Genomic DNA, 12,180 nt, shown 5'->3' with positions numbered 1-12,180 from the left:
GGATGTTTTCCTTAAAAATATTAATTACGGAAGACGATACTGTTTCTGCACTTTTACTTAAAAAAGCCCTTGAAAAGAACCACCATCAGATCATCGGGATGGCTGATTCCGGGGAAATGGCACTGGAGATCCTGAAAGATAACCGGGCGGATATTGTCATGATGGATATCAACCTTTCCGGTAAACTGGACGGGATAAAAACCACCGAAATCATCAATGAAAAATACAACATTCCGGTCGTCTACCTGACAGCAAGCTCGGATTCCGAAACCTTGCAAAAGGTGGCGGTAACCAATCCCAGTGCCTATGTAATCAAACCTTTTAATATCCGGGAGTTAAACATGGTGATCGAATTGGCCATATTTAAGGATAAGAAAGAAAAGGAACTCCAGAACCTAAACAACGAACTGGAGGAAAAAGTAAAAAAACGGACCGCTGATCTCAACGAAGCCAATAAAGAACTGCAAAAGGCACTGGAAAAAGAAAGGGAATTGAGCGAATTGAAATCCCGGATCGTTCAGAACGTGTCCCATGGTTTTAAAACGCCGCTCACCTCCATTCTTAGTTCGGCACAATTATTAAAACTTTATGCTGAAAAAGATCACCCCTTCAAGGTGAAAATTGTAAAACATGCCTCCAAAATCGAAAATTCGGTTCGGAATCTCAATAGTTTATTGACCAGCGTACTCTTCTTCGGGAAGGCAGATGCGGATAAAATGAATTACAAACCAGTCCGGATTTATACCTCCGCTTTCTTAAATGAAGTCGTAGACATGGTTAAGGCAGGTGTCGAAAACGATGTGAAGATCATCACTAATTTTGAGAAACTGCCAAAAATGATCACTTCGGACATGGATCTGCTCTACCAAATACTTGAAAACTTGCTGTCGAATGCGGTAAAGTATTCAAAAGACGGTGGAACGGTTACCTTTAGGGTAAACCATGAGGATGATTTGTTGAAATTGTACATCAAGGATGAGGGAATAGGAATTTCCGATGCCGAACAGTCTCAGTTGTATGACCGGTTTTTCAGAGCAAAAAACGTGGGCCTCCGGGAAGGATCCGGGCTGGGGCTCTCTATCGTAAAAAAATGCATCGAAGTAATCGGAGGTAAAATCAGCTTTACTAGCAAAATCAATAAAGGAACGGAGTTTAAAATCGAAATTCCGGCAAAAAAATAAGCAGAAATGATATCGGTTGATTCCATTCAATTTGCCTACCATAAAGACCAGACATTCTTAATTCCGGATTTTACCATTAAAGGCGGTGAAGCCTTATTGGTGCTTGGAAAATCCGGCAGTGGAAAAACTACCCTGCTAAACATCATGGGCGGCTTGCTGGCTCCACAACAGGGGCAGGTCTTTATTGACGGGGTGTCGCTTTATTCGCTGAAGGGAAATGAACGGGATACGTTTCGAGGCAAACATATTGGCATTATTTTCCAAAAACCCCATATTCTAGCTCCCCTTACCGTAGAAGAAAACATTTCCCTGCCCCGGTTTTTTGTGAACAAGTCCTCCCCCTCGCGGGTAGATCATTTTCTGGAGGAGCTGGATATTTTGGATAAGAAACGCGCTACTGTTGACACGCTAAGTGAAGGAGAGGCCCAGCGGGTCTCCATCGCCAGGGCCCTGGTAAATGAACCGAAAATTATTCTTGCAGACGAGCCCACGGCTAGTCTGGACGATGAGAATGCCAACATAGTAGTCAATCTTCTGAAAGAACAGGCTGCTAAACTCAATGCCGCCCTGCTTATCGTCACCCACGACCAGCGGATTAAAGATCAAATAGAACAACGCATAACCATTACGCGGAAGGACTTATGAACATGTTTAAGCTTGGCTGGAAATATCTGATGGTAAAGCCCTGGAATACGGGATTGAACATCCTTCTACTGGCCCTGGGACTTTCTATCATTACGGTCCTGATCCTGATTCAGGATCAGTTTGAAAATAAAATGAACCGGGATGCTGCCGGTATTGACCTGGTGGTTGGAGCCAAAGGCAGTCCCCTGCAATTAGTACTTTCATCGGTATATCACATCGATTTTCCCACCGGAAATATTCCCCTTGATGAAGCCGACCAGCTTTCTGCAAACCGGTTAATTAAAAACACCATTCCGATGGGATTGGGAGACAACTACCAGGGATACCGGATTGTGGGAACCAACCACGATTACTTGAAATTGTACGAAACCGAATTTGCCAGTGGCGATGCCTGGCTGCGGCCTTTTGACGTGGTGTTGGGCAGTGTGGTAGCGGAAAAATTGGAATTGGAGGTTGGAGACACCTTTGTGGGATCTCATGGGATAGCCGCAGCCAGCCACGAACACGACGAACATCCCTATAAAGTGGTGGGAGTCTTGGCATCCGGGGGTAACGTGGTGGATCAGTTGATTCTGACCAGCATTGAATCAGTATGGTATTCCCACGATGAAGAACACGATCATGATAAAATGGAGCAGGAGGTGGCTACAACCGGCCTTCCTGAAACCTCTGAGGAGGAAACCCGCGAAATCACCACTCTATTGGTGCAATATAGAAACCCTATCGCTGCCGTTCAGTTACCCAGGATGGTCAACAGCCGAACGTCTTTGCAGGCGGCATCTCCCTCATTTGAAATTTCCCGGCTATTTGAACTGCTGGGAGTGGGCATTTCCCTGATCAGAGGATTGGCTTTGGTCATCGTCTCCATAGCCGCGCTGGGAATATTTATCGCCTTGTACAATTCCTTGAAAGAAAGGAAATATGACCTGGCCGTTATGCGGGCCATTGGGGCATCTAAAGGGCAACTGTTTTTCCTGATAATTCTGGAGGGTTTGATGCTTACTTTTTTGGGGGCCTTATTTGGCATACTGATCGGACACTTTTTTCTGTTCGTTTTGGTTATGCTTAATGAACAAGGGGTAATGTCCGGACTTACCGCTTCCGTGTTTCTTAGCAGGGAATGGTGGATACTCCTGTACGCCTTAGTGGTAGGAGTGATGGCCTCCTTGATACCAGCATGGAATGCCTATCGAACCGATATTGCCACGCAGTTAACCAAGTAAACATTGAACTACCTATGAAATACCTTATTCTTTTATTGACGTTTTTTTCTTTTTCCGCGCTGGCACAACAAAACAGCGTATGGAAAGACCTGTCCAAGGTTACTTATGAAATTGGAGAGGATGAATTTGGCGAACTTTACCTGCCCGTTTTCGATGAAAAAGTCAGGGGACTGGAAGGAAAAGAAGTCACTGCAGATGGATACATCATTCCTTTTGAAGGGATGTTCAAACCGGAGCACATCATTCTTTCCTCTCTTCCGTTGGCAGAGTGCTTTTTTTGTGGCTCGGGAGGGCCAGAAACGGTGATGGAAGTAATGCTCGAAGACCCTATTAAGTATACTTCCAAAAAGGTTCAAGTGAAGGGAACCCTGGTTCTAAACGCCAAGGATCCGGAAAAATTAATGTACATTCTGACCGATGCTCAGTTAATTTCTCCCTGATAAGGTGTTATTATCCTGAAGCTGCCGATGTTGCAGTTTCGGTTTCCAGGGCTAAAAACGATTGCATCAGATTTCTAGTGAGTGGTCCGGGCATGCCGTCACCTATTCGCACCTGATCGATTTGAGTTACCGGTAAAATTCTTTTGGTAGTAGAACTGATAAAAACCTCATCTGCCGCCATGAGATCCTCCAAACTGAAATCGGTAAAGCTGACATCTTTTGCCAATCGAACCACCTTATCCCGTGTGATTCCCCATAGTATATCGCGTTGGGGAGTGTAAAGGAGTCCATGTTTGACCATGAAAATATTACTGCGGGAGCTTTCCGAAACCCTTCCTTCGTAATGATAAACCACATCCTCCGCTCCTTGTGCTTTCCAGTCCAGGCTAAGGTAGCAAGGGAGGGTGTAATTAGTTGTTTTGATAGCAGGCAGCGGGCGCACATAACTAGTGCTAAGCAGTTTAACCCCTTTTTGGTATTTTTCTTCGCCGGGCAATTGCAGTGCTTCACAAAAAATAAATACCTGACCCCGCGCCGGCAAAAAGTGATTATCCGAGAGGCCTCCGGTAAGAATCATACGGACTCCTCCGTCCTCATGCTCGTTTTTCGCTATCAGTGCATAAATGATTTCCTTTAATTCCTGCATGTTGTAATCCAGGGGAAGCCCTGCCTTAGCGGCCGAATCGGTGAAACGTTTGAGGTATTCCTCCAGAAAAAGGGGATGCCTGCCCACTGTACGGAAGAAATCAAATATGGCATAACCCCGAATCAATCCTATATCCAGCGGATGCAGGCTGGCCTGATTACTTTCGATGATTTTATCCCTGGCAAAACAAAATGGCTTCATATTCATTTTTATTATCTTTTTGGAATAGAATTTTTTATTACTAGTAAAAAATGGGTAATTTTCATTTCTTTATAAAGGTTTTTTATAAAGTTTACCTGAAAGATAATAAACTCCCTAAAATTCCAGAAACAATAGGACATGAAATTAAAACCTTTTTTTTTAATGGCGGTGTTTTTTATACTACTATTTTCTTGTAGTGGCGGAAAAAATGAAAATCAGGCGTTAAAAGACCGCGTGATTTCAGTTCATGACGAGGTAATGCCTGAAATAGGTAGGCTAAAAAGTCTTCAAAACAAACTCAGGGAACAAGGTGATTCCCTGGAGCAGGTGTCTGCTGCTGCTGAAAGCCATGTGCAATCCCTGGAGGCTGCCGCCCAATCCTGCGAGACAGCATATGACGGCATGTTCGTCTGGATGCGTCAGTTTGAGAGTGACTACGAGGAGATGACGGAAGAAGAGACGAAGTCCTATCTGGAAGAGCAATTAAAAAAGGTAGAAAAGGTAAGAGACGATATCAAATCGGCACTTTCGGTTTCCGATTCTTTATTGAACGTCCAAATCTGATTCGGCCGATAATGCCTCTTTCACCTGATTGGAAGAAATGATTCCTTTCTGATGGCCCCAGACATTATAAATATAAGTGCTGATTTGAGCGATTTCCAAGGGGGTCAATTGGGGATTTCCGGGCATGGGCTGGTTGTACACCAGTCCGTTTACCGTCATTTCACCTTGCGCCCCATGATGGATAATACGAATGGTGCGGGCTACATCGGCCAGCATATAATCGGATTCGCGGAGGGGAGGAATGAGGCGTTTCAGTCCGCTTCCATCTTCCTGGTGGCAATTACTGCAATAAGTTAAGTAAAGTTGCTGCCCCTGAATGGCATATTGTTTGGTTTTCAGATCCTGAATTTCCTGGATTCCAGGAACTTTTTCCTCCGTAGAAGCACTACAAGCCAGGAAAGCCAGGAGGATAGGCATGGTTAATAGCTCAACTGCTTTCATCCGGTAGGGCAAGAAGCTTGGGGATGTCTTTTATCAGACGATCTACTTGTGTGGCTTTGGTGCCATCATACACCCCGCGGATCCTTCCCTGCTGATCAATGAGGACGAAGGCACCGCTGTGCAGATAGCCACCAGGTTCGTTTTTGTCGGACATGGCCGTGGTTAAATAGGAAGTTTGACCTATTTCAAAAATCTTTTCCTGATCTCCGGTGAGAAAATTCCAGGTATCGGCATTTTCTACTCCCAGTCTGGCGGCATAATCTTTAAGTAAGGCCACCGTATCGTACTCCGGATCTATGGTATGACTGAGGATTTTGAAGTCAGAATCCGCTTTAAATGCCTCGTAAACCCGAAGCATTTCTTTTTTCATAATGGGGCAAATCGTAGGGCAACTCGTAAAAAAGAAATCGGCCACGTATACTTTTCCTGCCACATCGGCATTTGAAACCGTATCCCCTTCCTGATTCAGAAAAGCAAAATCAGCAATGGTATGGTAAACGGTATCTGTCTGGGTTCGGCCGTTTACCGTTAGCTCCTCCGCATGGCGGTTTCCAAGGATTGGGAGTCTCTCCGAGCCGGAAGGGCTCTGGCAGGCGGCCAGGAAGGCCAATAGTACAACTTGATGGATTTTAGAAAAAAGAATGGTTTTCATATTTTCTATAAGACAGCGGGAAAGTGGAATTAGTTCCGTTCCCGGACTTTTTTGTACCATTTGGTCGCCAGCATCAGTAAGACTCCGAGCACAATTAAGCCGACCATACCCCAAACCATGTTGATCAGGTTTTTGAGGACGATCAGGAATACAATCGCAAAAAGCAGGAGGGTAGCGAGTTCGTTCCATAAGCGGAGCCGGGTACTGCTCCAAACCACCCGGTCTTTTTGAAGGGACAGGTAAATACGGTGGCAGCCCAGGTGGTAAGCATAAAGCAAAACAACAAATCCCAGTTTGGCATGCATAAAGGGCTGTTGAAGGTAGCCAGGACGGTAAAGCAAAACGGCAACTCCCAGCATCAGTGTCAGTACAGCTGACGGCCAGGCGATGATGGTCCAAAGCCTCCGGGTCATCAGGTCCAATTGAGGCTTAAGGACACTGCGTTCTGCCTGCGGCCGTTGCAGCGCTTCTGTTTGGTAAATAAAAAGCCGGACCACATAAAACAATCCGGCAAACCAGGTAACTACGAAAATGATATGAAGGGCTTTTAGGTATTCGAATGCCATTGTTATTAATTTGTGCTAAATTAAGGGTTTCCTATTGGTTATTTATAAAATGAAAACAAATTATTGGTATTACCTGATTGCAGGCTTTGTAGGGATTTTGGTGCTGCTGATGCTGGTCGACAGTTTCACTCAGCCTGGTGTACAGGATTTGAAGGGTAACTATCAGGAATTGGCCCGGTATCGAAACGAAAATAATACCGGTCCGGTGATCCGGGTTTTTGCGGTGTATTCGGATGAGCAGCATTGGGATGACATGCAATCCTATGGAGACTACATGCCGCATACCAAATACGGAAACACCCGTGTATTCTTTTTTGACCGGCCGCTGGAAAAGCTGCGTTTATCTCCGGAATCACCTTATTTTGACCAAAAATGGCAACCCTACTGTGTGGCTTCCTACGAAAAAACGGCTATGGGGCAGGTCAAATGGCAGCGGTATCCATTCCAAACAAATGAAGGTTCACTGGAGTAAGAAAAACGCTAAAAAACCGCCTTTGCGTCCCTATTTCTCTACCTTTTTGAAACCTGCTAATATTGATAAAGTGGAATGTACCAGGAGATATATTGATCTTCGAACTTGGGCAGGCAGCTTTCATTCTCCACAATTCTAATTTTTCTGCGAATCGCTTTTTCCAATTGACTAAAATCCACCCCGTGCTTTTCAGGATCACTTTCACAGATGAAATACAAATCTTTCACTTGTCCTTGAATATCTACGTATATTCGTGCCTGCGCTTTGATATTCCTGAAAATGGTTCTTGAATCTTCATCAAAATAAGAGGAAATCTTTTCAAAATTCAATTCCTGACTTAGTAGGGCAGAAGAACAGTCAAGGCTTAACACCTCTGTATTGATTCGGGTGTAGTCTTTTGCCTCGGTTTTGACGACATAAGCGTTATTGGTTTTTAATACCTTATAATCGCTTCTGGATTGGCTCTTTACGGTTTCAGGTAAGCAAGATAAGGCCAAAATAATAAATGTAAGCAATAAGGAATGCATAAACTGGATTTAATTGCTGCTTCAATCTTGTGAATAATTTTAGAAAAACACAAAGACCAATCCACAATTGGCGATAAGCATTTATCAATGGTAATTGTCACGATAATTGTACCATCGCTTTGATGACCTGATTGGAGGGCATCATCAATTCATTGAATTTATTGGGGATTTCTTCAAAATTTAGTGTGTGGGTATGGTATGCTTCGGTTGGGAATTGTTTATTCTCCAGGGTTTGGATAACCCTGAGAAAGTCCTCTTTGGTAGCGTTTCGACTACATAGGAGACTCAGTTCTTTGGCATGAATGGACGGATGGTGAAAGCACAAATTATCTTTGTAGAGTCCTACCAATACGTATTTGCCTCCATGGCAGGTATAAAAAGGTCCTGATTCCATGGCTTGTTTGTTTCCGGTGGCATCAAATACCACCTGGTACTTGCTTTTATGGACAGGATTTTGGGACCGGGTGTCCCCTTCCTGGACGGGAGATAAGATATGGTCGGCTGAAAAGCTAGAGTTGGCAACATTCAACCGCTCTAAGTTCAGGTCCATAGCCGTTACGGTAGCGCCGGCAATTTTTGAAAAAACCATCGTAGCCAATCCAATGGGGCCGCAGCCCATTACCAACACCTGATCTCCTTGTTTGACATCAGCCCTTTTGACGGCATGGGCGGCAACGGACAGCGGTTCCACCATGGCCATTTCGGTCCAGGTCAATTGCGGGGTGGGAATAAGAAGCCCTTCCGGCACGGCCAGGAATTCCTGCATGGCCCCGTCCGTATGTACTCCCAATACCTGAAGGGTTTCACAACAATTGGTTTTGCCCGATTGGCAGGCGATGCAGGTGCCACAATGGATGTACGGAATGACGACCACTTTTTCTCCCTCTGAAATGGCACTTCCATTTGCCTGGCTGACAGCGGCAGCGATTTCGTGACCCAGAATTCGGGGATAAGAGAAAAAAGCTTGATTACCAGCATAAGCGTGTAAATCTGTACCGCAAATTCCAATCTGTTTGATTTTTAGTTGTACTTCACCCGTTCTTAAAGGAGGCACGTTGATGATTCGATTTACGAATGAGCCAGGTTGCTCACAACTGATGGCCTTCATTTGTTTTGGTTGTCTTAGTTCCATGGTACCCGTAAAAATAGAAAAAGCATACCTAATAGCCATGTAACTTCTAAATTAAACCAATCAGGGAGTTACGGTGCACTAGAAGTATCGGGCATATTTGGAGAAAAATTTTCGTTTTTTTGAATGATTATCGGGGAAGTTAATTTACTGGATATGATTTCAATGAGGTATTTTAGAGCCGCATAATCACTTGCAGCAATGACATGATTTTTGACAGATAAAACGGCGTTTACAGCTACTATATTCTCAATCAAAGAAACCATATAAGAAAAGGTTATTGACCCATCAGGAAGGGAAACCGATATTTCTTCTGGAAAATCGTCTAGAATATACCCTTGAGGCATTTCTATTTTAGCTGATAATCTGTCTGTGAAGCTGTAATTAAAGTCTACTGGAAAAGTCCTAGCGGTAGCCGTAAAGGGATTGGATTTCCATCTGTTGAGCAAAAACGGGATAATATATACATCTCCGCCATTCTTAATCTCTTTGATGGTATGAAGGGTAATCGTCACTTTGTCAATACTATTCTGATCTAAAGAATGATTGATGAATAGTATTTTTTCCTGATCATCTAATAGAAAATCCGGTTGTTTTTTTTCTAAATCTGAGGGTTCAATCCTGCTGATAGGAGGTTTTACAAAGTAATCGTAGTTGATTAGTTTTAGGGATGTTTTGCGAAGCAAATTTTTATTGTCCTTAAAACTGATGTTTGTAAATTGATGCATTCCTGATTTATGGGGAAGGTGAACATCCATTAAACCGCTGTCTTCTTTCATTAGAATAAATCCCTGGCCAACATGAAAATCCAATGGTAAATATCCCATCGGAATGTCTGGATTGGTAGCATCCATAAAGATAAATTCCTCGCCAATTTCAGCCACAGCAATCAGTTGGTTAAATTGGTCCGCAAACGGAAAAGCAACCAGCCTGGACCTGCCATTTCCCTTACTACTGATCATTAACGGATGTGCTTTGATACCGTTTGCTTTTAAATGCCTGATGAGGGCGAGGTTTATTTCAGCTCTATTTCCCTTCTTTTGAAAGGCTGTTTCTGAAAAAGGTTGCGTCGGAAGAATTCCAGATTTTCCATTAAAACTAAAATTTTTACAAATAAAGTCATAAATAGCCCTGGCTTTCAGTACGGGATCATTGTTTTCAGGATCTAAGTGTATCGCGAGTACATCCTCATAATTTTCATCAAAAAAGGTGTCGGTTGGTTTATGATCAATAAAAAAATCGGCCAGATCCTGCCAGGTTTCAAACATTTTCTTGTAGTCACTGAAACTCTCCCCAAATACAGGGTTATTTCTGTACGAGTACCCATCTAGTTGAAAAGCTACTTTTTCCAGATAATCAGCAACGTAATTCATATTGGGTTCTTCTTTTATAGATCTGAGTTCGTTTATTTCCCACCTGTAAACCCCTTTTCTATTGGTTTTGAAATCATAAGAGACGGTATTTACTCCCTGGCTCAATAATTTGTAGTCCAGGTATTCGGGAATATCAATTGAATAAATTGATTTCATGGTAGGGATTTGATTTTGAAAGACCCAACCTTCCAAAAAAAGGATTCCTTTGTCGATCAATTGATACTCATATTCTATGATGGACCCAATTTTAATATTCGAAAAAGTGAAACGCACCTCCATCCATCCGTTTCCCTCATCCACCTCAAAAAAATCATTTTTTGATAGTTTTGAAATGCTTTCTTTTCCATTTCCAAAATTTACAGTTTGTGCTTTCAGTTTACTGATTTTTTGAATTTCATCCTCACCCTTAAAATACCGGATGGTTATGTCTCCGTTTTTCTTTCCACTTTCTTTTAAAATTTTTATCCTTCGATGGACAGTACTGTGTAATGCCGCTCCAAAAAAAAGGTTTACACACTTTTCCTGTATAACCACAGCTTCAGCTTCAGGTTCAAACGAAACGGTACTCAAACTGACTTCAAATGGTTCGTACTTCCCATAATTAAGATCCTGTGAAAAATTCTCAAATCCCTGCAGAAAGAATGTTATTAAGCTAAGAAGAATGAAAATTGGTCTCATTTTAAACTCATTTTGTTTAAGTCTTTGTTATTAAATTTCTTGAAAATGACCCGCTGTCGCCGGTAATTATTCGAAACTGGAAATCATCAATGGAGGTAAACGTATCCATCGTGTAATAAAAACCGCTATGATTTATTCCTTTCGGGTCATGAATTACCGTTTTTTGATTAATTTGAGTTTCATAAAAAATATTATACAGAATGGTGGCTCTAGGATGCCTTTCTGGAGGGAAGAGCAAATTCATTTCGAAAAGACAGTATGTAAACAGACCTGACATAGGAAAAATCGAAAACAATTTAAGATACTGTTTTTTGGAATAAAATGAAATAACGATTGGCTTATTTAGCATAAAAATTTATTCGAATCCGTTTTATCAGAATAACTAAATAAATGAATAACAATATTCGCATACCTTATAAACAATTGGAATCTACCCTGGAGGGAATTCTCATAAAATCAGGATTTGATGCTGAAAAAGCCGCTGTCTGTGCCTCACTTTTTGCCAGGGCAAGTTTGGATGGGGTAGCTTCTCATGGCTTAAACCGATTTCCTTCCTTTTTGGAGCAGGTCAGCAACGGGCAGGTGCAGGCGGGTGCCATGCCGGAAAAAGAGTATTCCTTGCCGGTGATGGAGCGCTGGAATGGAAACCTCGGCCCTGGGATGTACAATGCCCATTTTGCCATGAATAGAGCTATTGACATGGCTTCCGAAAATGGAATAGGCTGTGTGGCCATGAACCGTACCAACCATTGGATGAGGGCTGGAAATTATGGCTGGCAAGCGGCAGCGGCCGGTTGTATTGGTATTTGTTTTACCAATACCATACCGAATATGCCTGCCTGGGGAGGCAGTGAACCCAAGTTGGGCAATAATCCGTTGGTAATTTCCATACCCTTTGGAAAGGAAGCAGTGGTGCTGGACATGGCCATGACACAATATTCTTATGGCAAAATGAGTATTTTCGAGAAAGAAAATAGGACCATGCCCCATCATGCGGGGTTTGATCAACAGGGGGACTTGACCAAAGATCCGGTACATGTGTTGGCGGAGCAATTGGCCTTACCGATAGGCCTATGGAAAGGAGCAGGACTCTCGATGATGTTGGATTTAATGGCTGCCGGACTTTCCAAAGGTAAATCCACCTGGGAAATAGGCCTGCAAGGGGAGGAATACGGTATCTCTCAACTCTTTTTCTGTTTTCATCTGGAAAAGTTGGGAATAGATCCTTTGGAGATGGAGCGCAAAGTAGCTGGAGTGCTGGAGGATTTAAAGGCTTCGGCCGTTTTTAAAGGAATGGAGGTAAGCTATCCGGGGGAAAAATCCTATGAACGGAGGAAGGAAAACCTTGCCTCAGGGATTCCTGTAGATGCTGAAATCTGGAATACCGTGCTACAGATGCGGGAATAAGGCTCAGGAAAGGCTGATGATGGTTCTTGTTGAAG

Annotated in this window: 14 protein-coding genes; 7 read left to right on the top strand and 7 right to left on the bottom strand. The window is 43.1% G+C overall.

Annotated features, from left to right (window positions below):
* Positions 1–2: 2 nt before the first annotated feature.
* Genes GJQ68_RS10280 through GJQ68_RS10265 form a run of 4 tightly spaced genes read left to right on the top strand, consistent with a single transcriptional unit; the run spans position 3 to position 3,489 of the window.
* Positions 3–1,181: a hybrid sensor histidine kinase/response regulator gene (locus GJQ68_RS10280; protein WP_162343155.1), complete on the top strand. Its 1,179-nt coding sequence runs from the start codon at positions 3–5 to the stop codon at positions 1,179–1,181.
* 6 nt (positions 1,182–1,187) lie between these two features.
* The gene (locus tag GJQ68_RS10275) at positions 1,188–1,826 is read left to right on the top strand and encodes an ABC transporter ATP-binding protein (RefSeq protein ID WP_162417208.1); all 639 of its coding nucleotides are present in this window, start codon (positions 1,188–1,190) and stop codon (positions 1,824–1,826) included.
* Positions 1,823–3,049: an ABC transporter permease gene (locus GJQ68_RS10270; RefSeq protein ID WP_162417207.1), complete on the top strand. Its 1,227-nt coding sequence runs from the start codon at positions 1,823–1,825 to the stop codon at positions 3,047–3,049. The genes GJQ68_RS10275 and GJQ68_RS10270 overlap by 4 nt, the downstream gene beginning before the upstream one ends.
* A gap of 14 nt (positions 3,050–3,063) precedes the next feature.
* Positions 3,064–3,489, top strand: a complete 426-nt coding sequence (locus GJQ68_RS10265; RefSeq protein ID WP_162417206.1) for a hypothetical protein — start codon at positions 3,064–3,066, stop codon at positions 3,487–3,489.
* Between the two features lie 10 nt (positions 3,490–3,499).
* On the opposite strand, the gene GJQ68_RS10260 is transcribed toward GJQ68_RS10265, so the two are convergent.
* Entirely contained in the window at positions 3,500–4,336 is an 837-nt protein-coding gene (locus tag GJQ68_RS10260; protein WP_162417205.1) for an aminotransferase class IV, read from the bottom strand.
* Positions 4,337–4,474: 138 nt separating this feature from the next.
* Here GJQ68_RS10260 and GJQ68_RS10255 point away from each other — a divergent pair, with 138 nt between their 5' ends.
* Positions 4,475–4,900: a hypothetical protein gene (locus tag GJQ68_RS10255; RefSeq protein ID WP_162417204.1), complete on the top strand. Its 426-nt coding sequence runs from the start codon at positions 4,475–4,477 to the stop codon at positions 4,898–4,900.
* Here GJQ68_RS10255 and GJQ68_RS10250 read toward each other — a convergent pair.
* From GJQ68_RS10250 to GJQ68_RS10240, 3 genes are read right to left on the bottom strand one after another with little or no spacing between them, the layout of a single operon-like run.
* On the bottom strand, positions 4,880–5,317 hold the full coding sequence (locus GJQ68_RS10250; RefSeq protein WP_235941300.1) for a c-type cytochrome: 438 nt from the start codon (positions 5,315–5,317) through the stop codon (positions 4,880–4,882). The genes GJQ68_RS10255 and GJQ68_RS10250 overlap by 21 nt on opposite strands.
* A 10-nt stretch (positions 5,318–5,327) precedes the next feature.
* Entirely contained in the window at positions 5,328–5,993 is a 666-nt protein-coding gene (locus GJQ68_RS10245; protein WP_162417202.1) for an SCO family protein, read from the bottom strand.
* A gap of 29 nt (positions 5,994–6,022) precedes the next feature.
* Complete coding sequence (locus GJQ68_RS10240; RefSeq protein WP_162417201.1) at positions 6,023–6,559, bottom strand: CopD family protein; 537 nt, start codon at positions 6,557–6,559, stop codon at positions 6,023–6,025.
* Positions 6,560–6,608: 49 nt separating this feature from the next.
* Here GJQ68_RS10240 and GJQ68_RS10235 point away from each other — a divergent pair, with 49 nt between their 5' ends.
* On the top strand, positions 6,609–7,031 hold the full coding sequence (locus GJQ68_RS10235) for a hypothetical protein (RefSeq protein WP_162417200.1): 423 nt from the start codon (positions 6,609–6,611) through the stop codon (positions 7,029–7,031).
* A 56-nt stretch (positions 7,032–7,087) separates the two neighbouring features.
* Here the strand turns inward: GJQ68_RS10235 and GJQ68_RS10230 are convergent, their stop codons facing one another.
* The 3 genes from GJQ68_RS10230 to GJQ68_RS10220 all read right to left on the bottom strand — a co-directional run bounded on the left by GJQ68_RS10230 (position 7,088) and on the right by GJQ68_RS10220 (position 10,738).
* Positions 7,088–7,558: a hypothetical protein gene (locus tag GJQ68_RS10230; protein ID WP_162417199.1), complete on the bottom strand. Its 471-nt coding sequence runs from the start codon at positions 7,556–7,558 to the stop codon at positions 7,088–7,090.
* 97 nt (positions 7,559–7,655) lie between these two features.
* On the bottom strand, positions 7,656–8,729 hold the full coding sequence (locus GJQ68_RS10225) for a zinc-binding alcohol dehydrogenase family protein (RefSeq protein WP_235941291.1): 1,074 nt from the start codon (positions 8,727–8,729) through the stop codon (positions 7,656–7,658).
* Between the two features lie 29 nt (positions 8,730–8,758).
* Positions 8,759–10,738 carry a DUF3857 domain-containing protein gene (locus tag GJQ68_RS10220; RefSeq protein ID WP_162417198.1) on the bottom strand — a complete coding sequence of 660 codons (1,980 nt, stop codon included), beginning with the start codon at positions 10,736–10,738 and terminating at the stop codon, positions 8,759–8,761.
* 390 nt (positions 10,739–11,128) lie between these two features.
* Between GJQ68_RS10220 and yiaK the strand changes: the two genes are divergently transcribed.
* Positions 11,129–12,145 carry a 3-dehydro-L-gulonate 2-dehydrogenase gene (gene yiaK / locus GJQ68_RS10215; protein ID WP_162417197.1) on the top strand — a complete coding sequence of 339 codons (1,017 nt, stop codon included), beginning with the start codon at positions 11,129–11,131 and terminating at the stop codon, positions 12,143–12,145.
* Positions 12,146–12,180 lie beyond the last annotated feature (35 nt).

The organism is Cyclobacterium roseum (assembly GCF_010119225.1).
Lineage (GTDB): Bacteria > Bacteroidota > Bacteroidia > Cytophagales > Cyclobacteriaceae > Cyclobacterium > Cyclobacterium roseum.
This window is presented reverse-complemented; position numbering and strand designations above follow the sequence as displayed.

What these genes read in the sequence shown, in the direction of transcription:
- GJQ68_RS10230 (WP_162417199.1), bottom strand. Translation starts at nt 7,558, where the DNA reads ATGCATTCCTTATTGCTTACATTTATTATTTTGGCCTTATCTTGCTTA.
- GJQ68_RS10250 (WP_235941300.1), bottom strand. Translation starts at nt 5,317, where the DNA reads ATGCCTATCCTCCTGGCTTTCCTGGCTTGTAGTGCTTCTACGGAGGAA.
- GJQ68_RS10220 (WP_162417198.1), bottom strand. Translation starts at nt 10,738, where the DNA reads ATGAGACCAATTTTCATTCTTCTTAGCTTAATAACATTCTTTCTGCAG.
- GJQ68_RS10260 (WP_162417205.1), bottom strand. Translation starts at nt 4,336, where the DNA reads ATGAAGCCATTTTGTTTTGCCAGGGATAAAATCATCGAAAGTAATCAG.
- GJQ68_RS10225 (WP_235941291.1), bottom strand. Translation starts at nt 8,729, where the DNA reads ATGGCTATTAGGTATGCTTTTTCTATTTTTACGGGTACCATGGAACTA.
- GJQ68_RS10275 (WP_162417208.1), top strand. Translation starts at nt 1,188, where the DNA reads ATGATATCGGTTGATTCCATTCAATTTGCCTACCATAAAGACCAGACA.
- GJQ68_RS10265 (WP_162417206.1), top strand. Translation starts at nt 3,064, where the DNA reads ATGAAATACCTTATTCTTTTATTGACGTTTTTTTCTTTTTCCGCGCTG.
- yiaK (WP_162417197.1), top strand. Translation starts at nt 11,129, where the DNA reads ATGAATAACAATATTCGCATACCTTATAAACAATTGGAATCTACCCTG.
- GJQ68_RS10280 (WP_162343155.1), top strand. Translation starts at nt 3, where the DNA reads ATGTTTTCCTTAAAAATATTAATTACGGAAGACGATACTGTTTCTGCA.
- GJQ68_RS10270 (WP_162417207.1), top strand. Translation starts at nt 1,823, where the DNA reads ATGAACATGTTTAAGCTTGGCTGGAAATATCTGATGGTAAAGCCCTGG.
- GJQ68_RS10235 (WP_162417200.1), top strand. Translation starts at nt 6,609, where the DNA reads ATGAAAACAAATTATTGGTATTACCTGATTGCAGGCTTTGTAGGGATT.
- GJQ68_RS10245 (WP_162417202.1), bottom strand. Translation starts at nt 5,993, where the DNA reads ATGAAAACCATTCTTTTTTCTAAAATCCATCAAGTTGTACTATTGGCC.
- GJQ68_RS10240 (WP_162417201.1), bottom strand. Translation starts at nt 6,559, where the DNA reads ATGGCATTCGAATACCTAAAAGCCCTTCATATCATTTTCGTAGTTACC.
- GJQ68_RS10255 (WP_162417204.1), top strand. Translation starts at nt 4,475, where the DNA reads ATGAAATTAAAACCTTTTTTTTTAATGGCGGTGTTTTTTATACTACTA.